Here is a 17,184-nt window from a genome sequence, read left to right on the forward strand (position 1 = left end):
CGGGCGTCTCGCCCGCCCGAGAGTCACATCAAGTGACCAGCGGCCTTACATCCCGTTGAGCACCCCGTCGATTTCCAACTGAGCCATGGCGCGGTCGGAGCCGTGGATGATGGCGTTGGCACAGTCCATCAGCGCCTGGGCGGCGCGGCTGATGGCCTTGACATGCTCGGTGATCAGTCCGGGATCGGACCCGGCCAGGATTTCTTCTTCCAGCTTGTTGACGCCGCCGATGATCAGGCCGTTCAACTGGTTCAGCGTCTCCTCGAAGGGACGGCGGAACTTGCTCGGCACCCGGTCATAGGCCTCGATGGCCAGTTGCTTGTCCTTGAAGCTGGAATCGGCGAAATGCTCGGTATAGCTCTTGGGCTGCCACATCTTGCATTCCTCGACCATGTCCGGCATGTCCGGAATCATGTCGATCAGCATGACGATTTCGTTGAAGTGGTTGAGGTAGTCCGTCGCGAGCAGGGTCTGGGCACTGATATTCGTGCCATCCACCCTGGCGACGAATTCCTGAAAAGCCGCGAACTCGTCCGGAGGAATATCCGATTCCGACACCATCCCTCCTGCCCCGGTTGTCATTTCTCCCCGAACCCCATCCTTGCGCCATAAAGCGAAGAAGTTCAAGAGGCCAGCGGCGTTTGTTGCCAGATTACGTTCGATGATACGGGTGGCCCGCGAGTATGGCCTGGGCCCGCCACAGCTGTTCCGCCAACAGGGCGCGGACCAGCATGTGCGGCCAGGTCATGCCGCCCAGCGACAAAAGCAGGTCGGCGCGTGCCCGCACCGCCTCGCCATGGCCGTCGGCGCCGCCGATCAGGAAGGCCACATCGCCGATACCGCCGTCGCGCCAGACGCGAATCTTCTCGGCGAAGTCGGGCGATGTCATATGGCGGCCGCGCTCGTCCAGCGCCACCACCACGGCGCCGTTCGGAACCGTGGACAGCAGCAGCTCCGCCTCGCGGGCCTTCAACTGGGCCGAGGCCAAGGGCCGCTTCTCCTCCACTTCCTTGAGGGTGAGCGGAGGGCTGAGACGCTTCACATACTGGTGGAACAGGTCAAGCTCCGGCCCCGGCTTGGCCTTGCCGACGGCGGCCAGCAGGATGCGCATCAACCGCCTTGCATGGCCTTGGCGCGGATGGCGGCGGCGTTGGGCTGTTCCGACTTGGCTTCCAGCGTGCCCCACATCTTTTCCAGATTGTAGAAGGCGCGGACCTCGGGGCGGAACAGATGGATGATGACGTCGCCGGCATCCACCAGAACCCAATCGCACTGCGCCTCGCCCTCGGTCTGCACATGCTGTCCGGCGGTCTTCAGGGCGCGGGCCACGTGATCGGCCATGGCGCCAACCTGGCGCTGCGACTTGCCGGTGGCGATGACCATGTGATCACAGATGGAGGTGCGGCCCTTGAGGTCGATGACGGCGATGTCCTCGGCCTTGTGGTCTTCCAGGGTGGCGACGACGAGTTCGACCAGGGACTGGGCCGGGGCGGCGGGGGGCGTTGGGGAAGTGATGGTCGGCTCCTAAGGTCTAGACGAGGCGGCTGCGGATGGCGGTGGACGAGGCCGGATGCCGCCTTATGTGAAGGAAGGCCCAGGCCGGGGGCCGTTTGGCGCACAGGGCGCGCGGCCGGGTCGGGCTGACACGGAAACGGCCGAAGCGGCGGGCGGCCTTTGTGGCCAATGTCCGGGCAGAATAGGGACCACGGGCGAAAATCGCAACCGGAACGGTCCGGAAGATGCGCGGCCAGCGCGCCCAATGCTCCATCTGGGCCAGATTGTCGGCCCCCATCAGCCAGACGAAGCGGGCACAGGGGAAGCGGATGGCCAGGGCGGTCAAGGTGTCGGCGGTATAGCGGGTGCCCAGCGCCGTCTCCAGCGTGGTGGGGCGCAGACGAGGATTTCCCGCCATCACTGCCTGCGCCGATGCCAGCCGCTCCGCCAACGCGGCCATGCCGGAGGTGGATTTCAACGGGTTCTGCGGACTGACCAGCAGCCAAACTTCGTGAAGCCGCAACAACTTCAGGCTCAGTTGCGCGATGTGGCGGTGCCCGTCATGGGCGGGATTGAACGAGCCGCCCAGCAGGCCGATCCGCACCCGGCGGCGGTCGCCCCAGGGATTGGGCGCCAGCGGCGTCATCCCGGCCGGACCTGACCGCTGCCCTTGACCACGTATTTGAAGGTGCAGAGTTGTTCCACCCCCACCGGGCCGCGGGCATGCAGCTTGCCGGTGGAAATGCCGATCTCGGCGCCCATGCCGAACTCGCCGCCATCGGCGAACTGGGTCGAGGCGTTCCACAGCACGATGGCGGAATCGCAGCCCTGCAGGAAGGTCTCCGCCGCCTTGGCGTCCTCGGTGACGATGGCTTCGGTGTGGTGCGAGCCATGGGTGTTGATGTGATCCACCGCCGCCGCGACCCCGTCCACCACCTTCACCGCGATGATGGAATCGAGATATTCCGTGCTCCAATCCGCTTCCGTGGCGGGCAGCGTCCGGCAATCGGCCTCTTGCGCCAGATGATCGCCGCGAACCTCGCACCCCGAGTCGATCAGCATGGCGACCAGCGGCTTCAGATGGGTCTTGGCGCAGGCCTTGTCCACCAGCAGGGTCTCGGTGGCGCCACAGACGCCGGTGCGGCGCATCTTGGCGTTGAGCACCACCTGCTTAGCCATTTCCAGATCGGCGGCGCCATCCACATAGGTGTGGCAGATGCCTTCCAGGTGCTGGAACAGCGGAATACGGCTTTCCTCCACCACCCGGGCCACCAGCGATTTGCCGCCCCGGGGCACGATCACATCGATGTAATCGGACAGCCGCAGCATGACGCCCACCGCCGCGCGGTCGGTGGTGGGAACCATCTGGACCGCCTCCTTGGGCAGGCCGCAGGCGGTGATGCCGCCCACCAGGGCGGTCATGATGGCCGAGGAGGAATGAAAGCTTTCCGAGCCGCCGCGCAGGATGGCGGCATTGCCCGATTTCAGGCACAGGCCGGCGGCGTCGGCGGTGACGTTGGGGCGGCTCTCATAGATGATGCCCACCACCCCCAGCGGCACGGCGACGCGGGAAATGGCCAGCCCGTTGGGCCGGGTCCATTCCGCCAGGGTGCGGCCGACCGGATCGGGCAGGGCGGCGATCTCTTCCAGACCCTTGGCCATGGCCTCGACTCGGGCCGGATTGAGCATCAGGCGGTCCAGCAGGGCCTTGGACAGCCCCTTGGCCTCGCCCGCCGCCATGTCCTTGGCATTGGCCTCGAGGATCAGGCGCGCATCGATGCGGATGGCCTGGGCCGAAGCGCGCAGGGCCTTGTTCTTGTCGAAGGCGGGCGTCAGCGCCAATTGCCGCGCGGCGGCGCGGGCGCGCTTGCCCAATTCGGTCATCAGGGTCTGAAGGTCGCTCATGATGCCTATCCCTCCATCACCAGATCGTCGCGGTGAATCAACTCGTCGCGGCCGCGAAAGCCCAGGATGGCCTCGATCTCGCTGCTCTTGCGTCCCGCGATGGCGCGGGCGTCGGCGCTGGAATAGGCCACCAGCCCGCGTCCCAATTCACGGCCGTCGGCGGATTTGACCAGCACGCAATCGCCGCGTTCGAACTCGCCGTCGATGGCGGTCACGCCCGCGGGCAGCAGCGAGCGGCCCTGGCCGAGGGCCTTGGCGGCGCCGCTGTCCAGGATCAGGACTCCCGCCGGATTCATGGTGCCGAAGATCCACTGCTTGCGCGCCGTGCGGGGCTCGGAACCGGGGATGAACCAGGTGCAGCGGCCGCCCTGCTCGATGGCCGACAGCGGGTGCAACGGCTCGCCCTTGGCGATGGCCATGGAACACCCGGCCGACAGGCAGATCTTGGCGGCGGTCAGCTTGGTAACCATGCCGCCCGAGCCGTAGGCCGAGCCGGGATCGCCCGCCATGGCTTCGATCTCCGCCGTCATCTCGCGCACTTCGGGAATGAAGCGGGCATCGGCATGCTTGCGCGGATCGGCGGTATAAAGGCCGTCGATATCGGAAAACAGCACCAGGGCATCGGCGGAGACCATTTGCGCCACGCGGGCGGCGAGGCGGTCATTATCGCCGAAGCGGATCTCGGCGGTGGCCACCGTGTCGTTCTCGTTGATCACCGGCACCGCGCCCAGGCGCAGCAACGTCTCCAGCGTGGTCCGGGCGTTGAGATAGCGGCGGCGGTCCTCGGAATCCTCCAAGGTCAGCAGCACCTGGGCGACGGTGATGCCGTGATGGGCCAGGGCCTCCTGATAGGCATGGGCGAGACGGATCTGGCCGGTGGCGGCGGCGGCCTGCTTTTCTTCCAGCTTGAGCGGTGGCGTCAGGCCCAGCTTGCGCCGGCCGACGGCGACGGCGCCCGACGAGACCACGATGACCTCCTGGCCGCGTGCCCGGCAATGGGCGATATCGGCGCACAGGCTTTCCAACCAAGTGCGCCGCACCTGCCCGCTGGCGTCATCCACCAGCAGGGAGGAGCCGATCTTGACGATCAGGCGGCGGGCCTTGGCAAGGGCGGTCATTCCTCTCCGTCCTCATCCTCGTCGTCATCGTCATCATCGGGGCCGTCGTTCCAGATCCATTCGCCGTCGGCGCCCCAATGGCCGTCGTATTCCTCGTCCTCGGTCTTTTTCGAACTGGCGAAGGTGGGGGTGGAGCGCTTGGCGGCGCCAAAGGCGGAGGAGGCGGCGAGAATCTCGGGATCTTCCTCGCGGGCGGCCTTGATGTGGTTGAACAGCCGGGCCAGCACCGGCTTCAAGCCGATGCCCGACACGCCCGACATGGGATGAACCTCGGCCCCACAGGCGTCGCGCAGCGCGTTCAGCTTTTCCTCGATGTCGTCGGGGGCGAGCGAATCGCATTTGTTGAGCGCCACCACCTCGGGCTTGGCCTCGAGCCCGCCGCCATAGGCCGCCAGTTCGTGGCGCACCACCCGATAGGCCTCGGCCACGTCTTCCTCGGTGCCGTCGATCAGATGCAGCAGGACGCGGCAGCGTTCGATATGACCCAAGAAACGGTCGCCGATCCCCAGGCCCTCATGGGCGCCCTCGATCAGGCCGGGAATATCGGCGGCGATGAATTCCTCGTCGCCCAGGGTCACCACGCCCAGATTGGGATGCAGCGTGGTGAAGGGATAGGCGGCGATCTTGGGCCGCGCCCGGGTGGAGGCGGCCAGGAAGGTGGACTTGCCCGCATTGGGCAGCCCCACCAGACCGGCATCGGCGATCAACTTCAGGCGCAGCCAGATCCAACGTTCCTGGCCGGGCCAGCCTTCGTCGAAACGCCGGGGCGCCTGATTGGTCGAGGTCTTGAAATGCAGATTGCCAAAGCCCCCATCGCCGCCCCGCAGCAGCACCAGGCTCTGGCCCGCGGCGGTGAGATCGGCCAGCACCACTTCCTTGTCCTCGTCCAGCACCTGGGTGCCGACCGGAACCTTCAGGATGACGTCGTCGCCCTTGCCGCCGGTCTTGTTGCGGCCCTGGCCGTGATTGCCCTTGGCCGCCTTGAAGTGCTGCTGATAGCGGTAGTCGATCAGGGTGTTGAGATTGGCGACGCATTCCAAGATGACGTCGCCGCCCCGGCCGCCGTCGCCGCCGTCGGGTCCGCCGAATTCGATGTGCTTCTCGCGCCGAAAGCTGCAGGCCCCGGCCCCGCCGTCGCCGCTCTTCACGAAAATCTTGGCCTGATCGAGAAACTTCATCTTTATTTCGCCTCAAACGTCGGCGCGCACATCCGTGCGCTTGGCTCTTCCGCTAAAGCTCCGGGCGCCTCAATGGCGCCGCGCTTCGCCTGCGGCTCGCTCGTGGTGCCCGTGTCCTATCATCCTTGCGCCGAAAATCAAAAAGGGGAACGGTTTCCCGTTCCCCTTCTCGATAACGCAAGCGTTCGGGAACGGCCTTACTCGGCAGCCTCCGGCAGCGGCTCGACGACCACGAAGGTGCGACCCTCGGCCTTGTGCTTGAAGGCGACCTTGCCCTCGGCGGTGGCGAACAGGGTGTGGTCGGTGCCCATGCCCACATTGGCGCCCGGATAGAACTTGGTGCCGCGCTGGCGCACGATGATGTTGCCGGGAATGACCAGCTCGCCGCCGAACTTCTTGACGCCGAGTCGCTGACCCGCGGAGTCGCGGCCGTTGCGGGAAGAACCGCCAGCCTTTTTATGAGCCATAGTCTACTCTCCTCGTATCCGCTGCTGCGATCAGCCGGCGGAAATATCGGTGATGCGCAGGATCGTCAAGTCCTGGCGGTGGCCGTTCTTACGGCGCGAATTCTGGCGGCGGCGCTTCTTGAAGACGATGACCTTCTCGCCGCGGGCCTGGGCAACCACGGTGGCCTTCACCTGAGCGCCGTCCACATTGGGAGCGCCGATCTTGTCGCCGACCATCAGCACCTGATCGAGCACGACCTCGGCACCGGCCTCACCGGCCAGCTTCTCGACGCGGATCACGTCGCCCGATGCCACCTTGTACTGCTTACCGCCGGTCTGAATGACTGCGAACATGACGATTCTACCTGAGCAAAAGAAATAGTGACGCGCAAGGTTTGACCCCCGCGCGAGAGGGCCGAACTATACTCAGGCGCAAATCAGAGTCAACGCCTTTGTGTGCCATATCGTCGCACTTGATGGGCGCTGGCCGCAGGTTCGACGACGGAGTGGGCGGAAAGCTTGTGTTCGGCGTTAAGCAAGGAATGGACGATGGCCTCCCTGACCCGGTGCGGATCATCCGCATCAATCAGATGGGCCACGCCAATGATTTCAGCCGCCCCCAGCGACAGAACCGCAAGAACCTGAATGCCTTTCTTGCGCTCGGACCGCTGGCCAACGAATATCTCGCAGCGCCGGATTTCCGGAAAGTGACGGACCAGCATGGCCACCCGATGTTCGGCGAATGCCAGCGTGGCCGGATCGTCTCCGGTCCCGTTGAAAGCAAAATCAAACGACGAACTGGCCCGCGGAGAAGCGCCGACATTCTTGGCGTGAAAGCTGCGCGCGCGGCTGGCACGGATGGAGGCCTCCCGGGTGGCATCGGCAAAGTCGGCCGTCAGTTGATCCACCCAGGCGGCATCGAATCGCTCTTTCGTCTTCTTCATCCGAACTCCTCCAAGAGGGGAGACTGGCCGAACCGTCGCCGCATCATGCCCTGTCGAATTTCGGCAAGCAATATGGCCTTGTCTCTCGAATTGTCAAAGACCAGGGCGAGGTCCGCCGCCCGGACGTAATCGGGAAAATTCTTATTGATACGATCAAAACGTCTCACGATATCCGCGTCGGGAATGTCATGTCCACCATCGGCGACACGGATATCGACCCTGGCGCGGGATAGCGCCGCACTTTCCAGCCCGACGAAAAACAGGTTGCACTCCCAGCCTTCCATCTTGAATTCAGCCATGGTGCGGAGATAGCCCCGCGAAGCCAAGGTGGTCTCGACGACGAAGGACTGACGCGACGCCCTCAACTCTCTGATCCTCTCGATGGCCTCGCGTCCTGCGGCGATCAGGCTTTCGCTCGGATTCAGCGGGTTCATGCGGGCGGCTATCTCGTCGACATTGACGAAGGGCAAGCCGTCCAGTTGGCTCTTAAGCACTCTTTTTGCCGTCGTTGTCTTTCCCGCTCCATTTGGACCCCCGAAAATCCATAATACGGGCGGAGCGCTATCGTGAGGCATGCCTGATGGTGTCGCCAAAAACGTGAATCATCCGCAGAATACGACATGTGGCGGGCAGCGCAACGCTTTTTTTCTCTTATTCCGCGCAGAGCGATTATAGGGACCGCGCTCCGGACAGCATTTCCTCTTCCCCAGCGCGTCGCTTCGCCACCAGATCGAGGATCCTCTCCTTCTCCACCTCGCTGGCGGTGGACCAGGCCTTGATCTCCGCTCGCGTGCGTTTGCAGCCGATGCACCAGCCGAGGCGATCATCGATGCGGCAGACGGATTTGCAGGGACTGTCGAAAATGCGGAGCGGCGGGTGGGGCAATCATACCTCCTCGGTTACGCCCCGTTTGGTGGGGCCTTTCCCCATATGGGGCCTACTCAAGAGACCTAAAACCCCCAGCGCCTCTGGTCGGAGGCGGCGGACAAGCGTAATCTGGGGGCAACAAGCAGAATGAAACCGGGAGAAAGCGTGATGCTGCACGGCAAGGTCTTGGTCGCCCAGGGTGGCGGCCCCACCGCGGTGATCAATCAGTCCATGGTGGGCGCGGTGCTGGAATCGCGCAAGTTCCGCAATGTGGACCTGGTCTACGGCGCCCATCACGGGGTGCGCGGCATCATCAACGAGGAGTTTCTCGACCTCACCCAAGAGACCAGCCACAACCTGGAAGCGGTGGCGCAGACGCCGTCCTCGGCCCTGGGCTCGACGCGCGACAAGCCCGACCTTAAATACTGCCAGGAGGTGTTCAAGGTTCTCCAGGCCCACGGCATCGCCTATTTCTTCTATATCGGCGGCAACGATTCCTCGGACACCGTGCGCATCGTCTCGGAAGAAGCCCACAAGGCGGGCTATCCCCTGCGCTGCATCCATATCCCCAAGACCATCGACAATGATCTGGTCCACAACGACCATACGCCGGGCTTTCCCTCGGCGGCCCGCTTCGTGGCCCAGGCCTTCATGGGCGCCAATCTGGATAATTCGGCACTGAAGGGGGTCTATATCGCGGTGGTGATGGGCCGCCATGCCGGTTTCCTCACCGCCGCCTCGGCGCTGGGCAAGAAGTTTCCCGACGACGGCCCTCACCTTATCTATATCCCCGAGCGCAATTTCTCGGTGGACTCGTTCCTGGGCGACGTCAAGGCCTGCTACGAAAAGCACGGACGCTGTGTCGTCGCCGTGTCGGAAGGCATCCACGACGAGAACGGCGCTCCCATCATCACCAAGCTTTCCAAGGACGTGGAAAAGGACGCCCACGGCAATATCCAGCTTTCGGGCACCGGCGCCCTGGCCGACCTGCTGTGCGAGGAGGTCAAGGCCAAGCTGGGGATCAAGCGGGTCCGGGGCGACACCTTCGGCTATGTGCAGCGCTCGTTCATCGGCTGCGTCTCGGACCTGGATCAGCGCGAAGCCCGCGAAGTGGGCGAGAAGGCGGTGCAATACGCCATGTGGGGCGCGGTGGACGGATCGGTCACCATCCAGCGCACCGGCTTCTATTCGGTGGACTACAAGCTGTTGCCGCTGGAGATGGTGGCGGGCAAGACTCGGGTGATGGAAGACCATTTCATCGCCGAGTCGGGCACCGACGTCACCGACGCCTTCCGCATGTATCTGCGGCCGCTGTTGGGCTCGGGCATGCCCGACGCCTTCCGCCTGCGGCTGAACTCGGTGCCGAAGATTTTGAAGCGTTGAGCCGACGCACCGCGAAAGAAGCATCTTGCCTCCGGACGCGTTTTGGCTATTATGACGCCTAGACACATTCTTACGTGCCCGCTTGACGGGATTGTGAGGGTGGGCCATCGGCCCACTTTTTTTTGTTTTTAGGGACCAGAAGGTCGCAGGCGAACAGGGTTATGGATCTTCAAAGCCGTTTGGAGGCCCTGATCGCGCCGTCTCTCGATGCCTCGGGCTACGAGCTGGTGCGGGTGCAGCTGCAAGGAAAGCAGCGACTCACGCTTCAGATCATGGCCGATCGCAAGGACGGCGTGATGATGACGGTGGAAGACTGCGCCGACATCAGTCGCTCGCTCTCGGCCCTGCTTGACGTCGAGGATCCGATCTCGGCGGCCTACACGCTCGAAGTCAGTTCTCCTGGCATCGACCGGCCGCTGACTCGGGCCAAGGACTTCGAGCGGTGGGCCGGTTTCGAGGCAAAGCTGGATTCCAGCCAGCCGATCGAAGGGCGTAAGCGGTTCAGGGGCAAGCTGCTCGGTCTTGACGAGGGGGGCAATGTGCGCCTTGTCGTCGAGACCGGTGAGGTCGCCATTCCCATGGCCGATGTCAGGGGTGCCAAATTGGTGCTCTCCGACGAGCTGATCGCCGCGACCATCCGGGACCAGAAAGAAGACTAAGGACCAAGAGTACGATGACCATGGAACGGATCGCCGCACTTCCCCGCCCCGAGCTCCTGCAGGTTGCCGACGCCGTCGCCCGCGACAAAGGCATCGACCGCGACGAGGTGCTTGAAGCCATGGAGCAAGCCATTCAAAAGGCTGGACGCTCCAAATACGGCCACGAGCACGACATTCGCGCCCATATCGATCGCAAGACCGGCGAAATTCAGCTGGCTCGCTTCATCGAGGTGGTCGAGGAGATCGAGAACGAGGCCACCCAGAAGACCCTGGCCCAGGTGCTGAAGAAGAAGCCCGACGCCCAGATCGGCGACTTCCTGGTCGATCCGCTGCCGCCCATCGATTTCGGGCGCATCGCGGCGCAGACCGCCAAGCAGGTCATCGTCCAGAAGGTGCGCGACGCCGAACGTCAGCGCCAGTTCAACGAATACAAGGACCGCATCGGCGAGATCAGCAACGGCCTGGTCAAGCGCGTCGAATTCGGCAACGTCATCATCGACCTGGGACGCGCCGAGGGATTGCTGCGCCGCGACGAGTTGATCCCGCGCGAGACCTTCCGCACCGGCGACCGCGTGCGGGCCTATATTCATGACGTGCGCGCCGAGCCCCGGGGGCCGCAGATTTTCCTGTCGCGCACCCATACGGTGTTCATGTCCAAGCTGTTCGCCCAGGAAGTTCCGGAAATCTATGACGGCATCATCGAGATCAAGGCGGTGGCCCGCGATCCCGGTTCGCGCGCCAAGATCGCCGTGCTGTCCCACGATTCCTCCATCGACCCGGTCGGCGCCTGCGTCGGCATGCGCGGCTCGCGCGTTCAGGCGGTGGTGGCCGAGTTGCAGGGCGAGAAGATCGACATCATCCAGTGGTCGCCCGATATCGCCACCTTCGTGGTGAACGCCCTGGCCCCCGCCGAAGTCACCAAGGTGGTGATGGACGAGGAAGCCGGCCGCATCGAGGTGGTGGTTCCCGATGATCAGCTCAGCCTCGCCATCGGCCGTCGTGGCCAGAATGTGCGCCTGGCCAGCCAGCTGACCCAGTGGAACATCGACATCCTGACCGAGGCCGAGGAATCCGAGCGCCGCACCGAGGAATTCCGCTCGCGCTCCAATATGTTCATCAATGCCCTGGACGTTGACGACGTCATCGCCCATCTGCTGGTGACCGAAGGCTTCTCGTCGGTGGAGGAGGTGGCCTATGTGCCGCTGGAAGACATCGCCGAGATCGAGGGCTTCGACGAGAACGTCGCCGAGGAACTGCAGGGCCGCGCCCGCAACTTCCTGTCCGAGCAGGACGAACGCTACGACCAGATGCGCAAGGATCTCGGCGTCGCCGACGAGCTGACCGGCATCGAGGGTCTGGCGCCGGTCATGCTGGTCAAGCTGGGCGAGAAAGGGGTCAAGACCCTGGACGACCTGGGCGATCTGGCTTCCGACGAGTTGATCGATATCGTCGGTCGCGACGACATGACAGAGGAACAGGCCAACACCGTGATCATGGCCGCCCGTGCCCATTGGTTCGAGGAATAGTGACGATGTTTTGTGCCTCCCGTGTCCGAACCAATGAGCACAATTATATCGAAATGGCGGCAAAGCCGCCGGCCCACTGGTTCGAGGGCGAGGCCTAAGGGCCGGCGGCATGGCCGACGACCCGGACGAGGACGTTGAGGAAACCGGCCCGGAGCGGCGTTGCGTCGCCACCGGGCTGGTCAAGCCGAAGGCCGAGCTGCTGCGCTTCGTCGTGGCGCCGGACGGGATGCTGGTACCGGATATGGGCCATGCCCTTCCGGGGCGGGGAATCTGGTTGAGCCCCCGTCGGGATGTGGTAAATACGGCCGTGGCGAAGCGACTTTTCGCCAAGGCGGCGCGCAGGCAGGTGAGCGTGCCCGAGGATCTGGCCGAACGGGTCGGAGAATTGTTGGCGCGGCGCTGTCTTGACGCCCTCGGTCTGGCGCGTCGTGCCGGTCAGGCGGTCATGGGGTTCGAGAAGGTTTGCGCCGAGGTTCGCGCCGGGCGCGCCGGTCTGGTGCTGGCGGCCCGCGACGCTTCTCGCGACGGACGCGACAAGGTACGGGCGCTGGGCGCTGGCCTTGCCGTGATAGAGCTTTTCGACGGTGCCGAGTTGGGCGCCGTTTTCGGCCGGGAGACGGCCGTGCATGTGTGTATGTCCCCGGGCAAGCTGGCCCTTCGCCTTCAAGGTGAAGCGGCGATGCTGGCCGGGTTTCGGGACGGCGGGTCCGGCGATGTCGCCGGGACGGCGTGAAGTGTTTTCTCGGCGGCAGTTCGGCCGCCAGTTTTGGCCGCGGAAGAGACGAAGTCCTACATGAACGATGATTCCAAGGATCAAGATCGCAAGACCCCGCTGAAGCTTTCCCAGCCGGGCAAGCTGGAGCTGAAGAAGACGGTGGAGACCGGACAGGTCCGCCAGAGCTTCTCCCATGGGCGCTCCAAGGTGGTGACCGTCGAGGTTCGCAAGAAGCGCACCTTCAGCAGCGCCGGTGGCGCCATGCACGAGATCAAGGACGGCGCCCATTCCGCCGCCGAGGCCGATCTCGCCGCCGCCGTGGCCAAGGTGGAGGCGCTGTCGCGCGCCGCCAATGTCCACGATCTCACCAATCATGAGAAGAACGCCCGCGCCCGCGCCCTGCAAGAGGCTCAACGCCACGAGGAGGACGCGCGCCGCCGCGCCGAGGACGAAGCCGCCCGTGCCGCCCTCGAGGCCGAGGCCAGTCGCCGCGCCGAAGAGGAAGCCCGCCTGCGCCACGAGGCCGAAGCCGCCTTGCGCGCCGAGGAAGCTTCTTCCGCTCCGGTCGAGGACGTTCTGGTTGCCGCTCCCGCTCCCGCCGCTCCGGTGGCCGCGGCCGAGCCTGTCGCCGTCGCACCCGCCGCCGCCGCAACCGCAATCGCTCCCGCTCCCGCCGCCGCGCCCGGCGCCGCCGCCGTGGTTCCCGCCCGGACCCGGATGGAGGAAGAGGAAGAGGAAGAGGAACGCGCCAGGAAGCGCGCCGCCGCCCACAAGCCCGCTCCGGTCAAGCGTACCGAGCCGCGTCGCCGCACCGGCAAGCTGACCATCACCGACGCCCTGACCGATGACGACCGCTCGGAACGCGGCCGCTCGCTGGCCGCCGTCAAGCGCGCCCGTGAACGCGAACGCCTGAAGCACATGCAGAAGGGTTCGGAAAAGGTCATCCGCGACGTCATCGTGCCCGAATCCATCACGGTGCAGGAACTGGCCAACCGCATGGCGGTGCGTGGCGCCGACGTGATCAAGTGCCTGATGCGCCTGGGCGTGATGGCCAATATCAATCAGAACATCGACGCCGATACCGCCGAGCTGGTGGTGACCGAATTCGGTCACAACATGAAGCGCGTGTCCGAGGCCGACGTGCTGGTGGGTCTGGAAGGCGACGTGGATGCCGACGAGCATCTGATCTCGCGGCCCCCCGTGGTCACCATCATGGGCCATGTCGATCACGGCAAGACCTCGCTGCTGGACGCGCTGCGGGAAACCGACGTGGTTTCGGGCGAAGCCGGTGGCATCACCCAGCATATCGGCGCCTATCAGGTGACCATGAGCACGGGTGGCAAGATCACCTTCATCGACACCCCCGGCCACGAAGCCTTCACCGCCATGCGCGCCCGTGGCGCCAAGGTGACCGATATCGTGGTGCTGGTGGTCGCCGCCGACGACGGCATCATGCCGCAGACGGTGGAAGCCATCCGCCATGCCCGCGCCGCCGGCGTGCCGATCATCGTTGCCATCAACAAGATCGACAAGCCCGACGCCAACAGCACCAAGGTCCGTCAGGAACTGTTGCAGCACGAATTGGTGACCGAGGATCTGGGCGGCGACGTGCTCGCCATCGAGGTTTCCGCCAAGAAGCGCATGAACCTGGAAAAGCTGGAAGAGGCCATTCTTCTCCAGGCCGAAATCCTCGACCTCAAGGCCAATCCCGAGCGGGTCGGCCAGGGCGTGGTGATCGAGGCCAAGATGGAAAAGGGCCGGGGCTCCGTCGCCACCGTGCTGGTCCAAAAGGGCACCTTGAAGGTGGGCGACGTTTTCGTGGCCGGTGCCGAATGGGGCCGGGTGCGCGCCCTGGTGGACGATCACGGCAATTCCATCAAGGAAGCCGGGCCGTCCTCACCCGTGGAAGTGCTGGGTCTTCAGGGCACGCCCGCCGCCGGTGACGATTTCGTCTGCGTCGAGGACGAGCCCCGCGCCCGCGAAATCGCCAGCTACCGTCAGCGCCTGGATCGCGAGACCAAGGCCAAGCTGGCCCAGCGCGGCACCCTGGAAGAAATGTTCAGCGCCATCAAGTCCGGCGAGGCCAAGGAACTCCCCATCGTCGTCAAGGGCGACGTGCAGGGCTCCATCGAAGCCATCGTCGGCACCGTGGAAAAGATCGGCAACGACAACGTCAAGGTCCGCACCCTGCATGCGGCGGTGGGCGGCATCAACGAGTCCGACGTCACCCTGGCGCGCGCCACCGGCGGCCTGATCATCGGCTTCAACGTCCGCGCCAATCCCCAGGCCCGCGACATGGCGCGCCGCGACGGCGTCGATATCCGCTACTACTCCATCATCTACGACGTCACCGATGATCTGAAGAAGATGCTGTCGGGCATGCTGGCCCCCACGCTGCGGGAACGCTTCCTGGGTTACGCCAATATCCGCGAGGTGTTCAACATCACCAAGACCGGCAAGGTCGCGGGCTGCATGATCACCGAAGGCATCGTCAAGCGCGGCTCCAAGGTTCGCCTGCTGCGCGACGACGTGGTCATCCATACCGGCGATCTGGCCCAGCTCAAGCGCTTCAAGGACGACGTCAAGGAAGTGCGCGAGAGCTATGAGTGCGGCATGTCCTTCACCAATTACGAAGACATCCGCGTCGGCGACGTGATCGAGTGCTTCGAGATCGAGGAGGTGGCGGGCGTCCTGTAAGGGACGCGCCGCTTCTCCTGTTCTCACCGGCTCGGAGGGTTCCATGCCCAGAGGCGACAAGGCTCCAACTCAACGGCAATTGCGGGTCGGCGAGGAATTGCGCCACGCCATCGCCAATGTGATCGAGCGCGGTGAATTCCGCGATCCCGACCTGCAAGGCCGCCCCATCACCGTGACCGAGGTCCGGGTCAGCCCCGATTTGCGCAACGCCACCGTCTTCGTGGTGCCGCTGGGCGGCGGCGATTCCACGCCCATCCTGGCCGGACTGAAGCGCGCCAAGTCCTTCCTGCGCCACGAGATCAGCCGCTCCGTGCAACTGCGCGCCGTGCCCGATCTGGCGTTCCAGCCCGACACCAGCTTCGACGAGGCCTCGCGCATCGAGGACATCCTGCGCTCCCCCGTGGTCCGCCGCGACATCGGGCTGGAGGACGACTTCCAGACCGACGGCGATGACGGGGAATAGGGTCAGAACCTGTTCAGCGCCTTAACCGTCATTCCCGCACTCTTTTCCGTCATTCCCGCGAAAGCGGGAATCCACCCGGCGCCACCGTCTGGTATGGTCGAGGCTATGCAGCGCCCATGCGTCTACATCCTCGCCAGCAAGCCCAACGGAACCCTGTATATCGGGGTGACCAGCGATCTGGCTCGTCGGATATGGGAACATAAAGCGGATGCCGTTCCGGGTTTCACCAGCCGCTATGGCGTTCACAGTCTGGTGTATGTGGAATTCCATGACCTCATGGCTGATGCGATTTTGCGAGAGAAGCGAATAAAGAAGTGGAACCGGGCATGGAAGCTCCAAATGATTTCCCGCGGCAATCCGACCTGGCGCGACCTGTTCGACGACATCGTCCGTTGATGCGCGGATGGATCTCCGCCTTCGCGGGGATGACGGTTTGTGAAAAGGCCATGAAATATGGCCCGTAAGCGCAAGGGAACCCCCATCCACGGCTGGCTGGCCATCGACAAGCCGCTGGGCATGAGCTCGTCCCAGGTGGTGGGCAAGGTCAAGTGGCTGCTGAAGGCGGCCAAGGTCGGCCATGGCGGCACCTTGGACCCGCTGGCGACGGGGGTTCTGCCCATCGCGCTGGGCGAGGCCACCAAGACGGTGTCCTATGTCATGGACGGCACCAAGACCTACCGTTTCCAGATCCGCTGGGGCGAGGCCACCGCCACCTTGGACCGCGAGGGCGAGGTGACCGCGACCTCTGCCGTCCGCCCCGACCCCGCCGCCATCCTCGCCGCGCTGCCCGCCTTCATCGGCGCGATCGAGCAGAGCCCACCCGCCTTTTCCGCCATCAAGGTGGACGGGGTGCGGGCCTACGATCTGGCCCGCGCCGGGGAAGAGGTGGAGATGAAGTCGCGCACTGTCCGCATCGACTCCTTCACCCTGCTGGACATGCCGGACGCCGACCATGCCGATTTCCAGGTGGTGTGCGGCAAGGGCACCTATATCCGCTCGCTGGCCCGCGACCTGTCGCTGGCCTTGGGAACCCTGGGCCATGTCTCGGTCCTGCGCCGCGCCGCCTGCGGCCCGTTCCGGGAGGAAAGCGCGATTTCCCTTGAAACTCTGGCCGAGCTGGGGCATGGTCCCGGCCCTTGGGCCTTTATGCTTCCCATCGAGACCGCGCTGGACGACATCCCGGCACTGGCCTTGACGGAGAGCGAGGCCCGCCGCCTCCAAAGCGGTTGTCCCGTGTCAGTCATGCGCGTGGCTCCCCGTCATCCCGAGGTCAGTCTCGCCGAAGGCACCGTGTGCCGGGCGATGTTGGCCGAGCGGCTGGTGGCGTTGGCACGTATCGACGGCGACGACATTCGTCCGGTGCGCGTGATGAACCTAGAGAATGAAGGAGTTAACGATGTCGATCACGCCTGAACGCACCCAGGAGCTGGTGAAGGAATACGCGACCAAGGAAGGCGACACCGGTTCCGCCGATGTCCAGGTCGCCATTCTGTCGGAGCGCATTCGCAATCTGACCGAGCACCTGAAGGAGCATAAGAAGGATTTCCACTCGCGTCGCGGCCTGCTGATCATGGTCGGCCAGCGTCGTCGCATGCTCGACTATCTGAAGAGCAAGGACCAGAAGCGCTACGAGGGGCTTATTGCTCGCCTCGGGCTGCGCAAGTAAGCGCTCTTCTGACAAGACAGGGCTGGACGTCGGCCCAAGGGACGCCCGCGTGGGGATGGCTTCACGCGGGTCGTCGCATTTGTAGTTTTGACGTCGGGACCGCCCGCAATCCGGCGGTGGTCC

Annotated in this window: 21 protein-coding genes; 9 read left to right on the forward strand and 12 right to left on the reverse strand. The window is 64.6% G+C overall.

Features of this window, described 5'->3' with window-relative positions:
• Nucleotides 1-45 precede the first annotated feature (45 nt).
• The 12 genes from CU669_RS11440 to CU669_RS11495 all read right to left on the reverse strand — a co-directional run bounded on the left by CU669_RS11440 (nucleotide 46) and on the right by CU669_RS11495 (nucleotide 7,970).
• Nucleotides 46-561, reverse strand: coding sequence for a hypothetical protein (locus CU669_RS11440; protein ID WP_112144739.1), 516 nt, complete (start codon nucleotides 559-561; stop codon nucleotides 46-48).
• Between the two features lie 91 nt (nucleotides 562-652).
• Nucleotides 653-1,111 carry a 23S rRNA (pseudouridine(1915)-N(3))-methyltransferase RlmH gene (rlmH, locus tag CU669_RS11445; RefSeq protein WP_112144741.1) on the reverse strand — a complete coding sequence of 153 codons (459 nt, stop codon included), beginning with the start codon at nucleotides 1,109-1,111 and terminating at the stop codon, nucleotides 653-655.
• Complete coding sequence (rsfS, locus tag CU669_RS11450; RefSeq protein ID WP_322096905.1) at nucleotides 1,111-1,515, reverse strand: ribosome silencing factor; 405 nt, start codon at nucleotides 1,513-1,515, stop codon at nucleotides 1,111-1,113. The genes rlmH and rsfS overlap by 1 nt, the downstream gene beginning before the upstream one ends.
• Nucleotides 1,516-1,531: 16 nt before the next feature.
• Entirely contained in the window at nucleotides 1,532-2,140 is a 609-nt protein-coding gene (locus tag CU669_RS11455) for a nicotinate-nucleotide adenylyltransferase (RefSeq protein ID WP_112144745.1), read from the reverse strand.
• Nucleotides 2,137-3,399: a glutamate-5-semialdehyde dehydrogenase gene (locus CU669_RS11460; protein WP_112144746.1), complete on the reverse strand. Its 1,263-nt coding sequence runs from the start codon at nucleotides 3,397-3,399 to the stop codon at nucleotides 2,137-2,139. The genes CU669_RS11455 and CU669_RS11460 overlap by 4 nt, the downstream gene beginning before the upstream one ends.
• Before the next feature lie 5 nt (nucleotides 3,400-3,404).
• Nucleotides 3,405-4,517, reverse strand: a complete 1,113-nt coding sequence (proB, locus tag CU669_RS11465) for a glutamate 5-kinase (RefSeq protein ID WP_112144748.1) — start codon at nucleotides 4,515-4,517, stop codon at nucleotides 3,405-3,407.
• Nucleotides 4,514-5,695, reverse strand: a complete 1,182-nt coding sequence (gene obgE / locus CU669_RS11470; protein ID WP_112144750.1) for a GTPase ObgE — start codon at nucleotides 5,693-5,695, stop codon at nucleotides 4,514-4,516. The genes proB and obgE overlap by 4 nt, the downstream gene beginning before the upstream one ends.
• A 197-nt stretch (nucleotides 5,696-5,892) precedes the next feature.
• Nucleotides 5,893-6,162 (reverse strand): 50S ribosomal protein L27, encoded by a 270-nt coding sequence (rpmA, locus tag CU669_RS11475; protein ID WP_112144752.1) that lies wholly within the window; start codon nucleotides 6,160-6,162, stop codon nucleotides 5,893-5,895.
• 30 nt (nucleotides 6,163-6,192) lie between these two features.
• Nucleotides 6,193-6,495: a 50S ribosomal protein L21 gene (gene rplU, locus CU669_RS11480; protein WP_112144754.1), complete on the reverse strand. Its 303-nt coding sequence runs from the start codon at nucleotides 6,493-6,495 to the stop codon at nucleotides 6,193-6,195.
• A gap of 89 nt (nucleotides 6,496-6,584) precedes the next feature.
• Nucleotides 6,585-7,085 (reverse strand): hypothetical protein, encoded by a 501-nt coding sequence (locus CU669_RS11485; protein WP_112144756.1) that lies wholly within the window; start codon nucleotides 7,083-7,085, stop codon nucleotides 6,585-6,587.
• A complete protein-coding gene (locus tag CU669_RS11490; RefSeq protein WP_112144758.1) occupies nucleotides 7,082-7,660 on the reverse strand; it encodes a zeta toxin family protein in 579 nt (192 codons plus the stop codon). Before CU669_RS11490 ends, CU669_RS11485 begins: the two co-directional genes overlap by 4 nt.
• A 94-nt stretch (nucleotides 7,661-7,754) precedes the next feature.
• Entirely contained in the window at nucleotides 7,755-7,970 is a 216-nt protein-coding gene (locus CU669_RS11495) for a DUF1289 domain-containing protein (protein ID WP_205119434.1), read from the reverse strand.
• Nucleotides 7,971-8,120: 150 nt separating this feature from the next.
• On the opposite strand from CU669_RS11495, the gene CU669_RS11500 reads away from it, so the two are divergent.
• The 9 genes from CU669_RS11500 to rpsO all read left to right on the forward strand — a co-directional run bounded on the left by CU669_RS11500 (nucleotide 8,121) and on the right by rpsO (nucleotide 17,061).
• Nucleotides 8,121-9,335 (forward strand): 6-phosphofructokinase, encoded by a 1,215-nt coding sequence (locus CU669_RS11500; RefSeq protein ID WP_112144821.1) that lies wholly within the window; start codon nucleotides 8,121-8,123, stop codon nucleotides 9,333-9,335.
• A 161-nt stretch (nucleotides 9,336-9,496) separates the two neighbouring features.
• A complete protein-coding gene (gene rimP, locus CU669_RS11505; protein ID WP_112144760.1) occupies nucleotides 9,497-9,994 on the forward strand; it encodes a ribosome maturation factor RimP in 498 nt (165 codons plus the stop codon).
• A 20-nt stretch (nucleotides 9,995-10,014) separates the two neighbouring features.
• Nucleotides 10,015-11,520: a transcription termination factor NusA gene (gene nusA / locus CU669_RS11510; RefSeq protein ID WP_112144823.1), complete on the forward strand. Its 1,506-nt coding sequence runs from the start codon at nucleotides 10,015-10,017 to the stop codon at nucleotides 11,518-11,520.
• Between the two features lie 109 nt (nucleotides 11,521-11,629).
• Nucleotides 11,630-12,253, forward strand: coding sequence for an RNA-binding protein (locus CU669_RS11515; protein WP_112144762.1), 624 nt, complete (start codon nucleotides 11,630-11,632; stop codon nucleotides 12,251-12,253).
• A gap of 60 nt (nucleotides 12,254-12,313) precedes the next feature.
• Nucleotides 12,314-14,932: a translation initiation factor IF-2 gene (gene infB, locus CU669_RS11520; RefSeq protein WP_112144825.1), complete on the forward strand. Its 2,619-nt coding sequence runs from the start codon at nucleotides 12,314-12,316 to the stop codon at nucleotides 14,930-14,932.
• A gap of 43 nt (nucleotides 14,933-14,975) precedes the next feature.
• Complete coding sequence (gene rbfA / locus CU669_RS11525) at nucleotides 14,976-15,395, forward strand: 30S ribosome-binding factor RbfA (RefSeq protein ID WP_112144764.1); 420 nt, start codon at nucleotides 14,976-14,978, stop codon at nucleotides 15,393-15,395.
• A 105-nt stretch (nucleotides 15,396-15,500) separates the two neighbouring features.
• Nucleotides 15,501-15,791: a GIY-YIG nuclease family protein gene (locus CU669_RS11530; protein ID WP_112144827.1), complete on the forward strand. Its 291-nt coding sequence runs from the start codon at nucleotides 15,501-15,503 to the stop codon at nucleotides 15,789-15,791.
• 57 nt (nucleotides 15,792-15,848) lie between these two features.
• Nucleotides 15,849-16,808 (forward strand): tRNA pseudouridine(55) synthase TruB, encoded by a 960-nt coding sequence (gene truB / locus CU669_RS11535; protein ID WP_112144766.1) that lies wholly within the window; start codon nucleotides 15,849-15,851, stop codon nucleotides 16,806-16,808.
• Nucleotides 16,792-17,061: a 30S ribosomal protein S15 gene (gene rpsO, locus CU669_RS11540; protein ID WP_112144768.1), complete on the forward strand. Its 270-nt coding sequence runs from the start codon at nucleotides 16,792-16,794 to the stop codon at nucleotides 17,059-17,061. Before truB ends, rpsO begins: the two co-directional genes overlap by 17 nt.
• Nucleotides 17,062-17,184 lie beyond the last annotated feature (123 nt).

Source organism: Paramagnetospirillum kuznetsovii, assembly GCF_003284725.1.
Taxonomy (GTDB): domain Bacteria; phylum Pseudomonadota; class Alphaproteobacteria; order Rhodospirillales; family Magnetospirillaceae; genus Phaeospirillum; species Phaeospirillum kuznetsovii.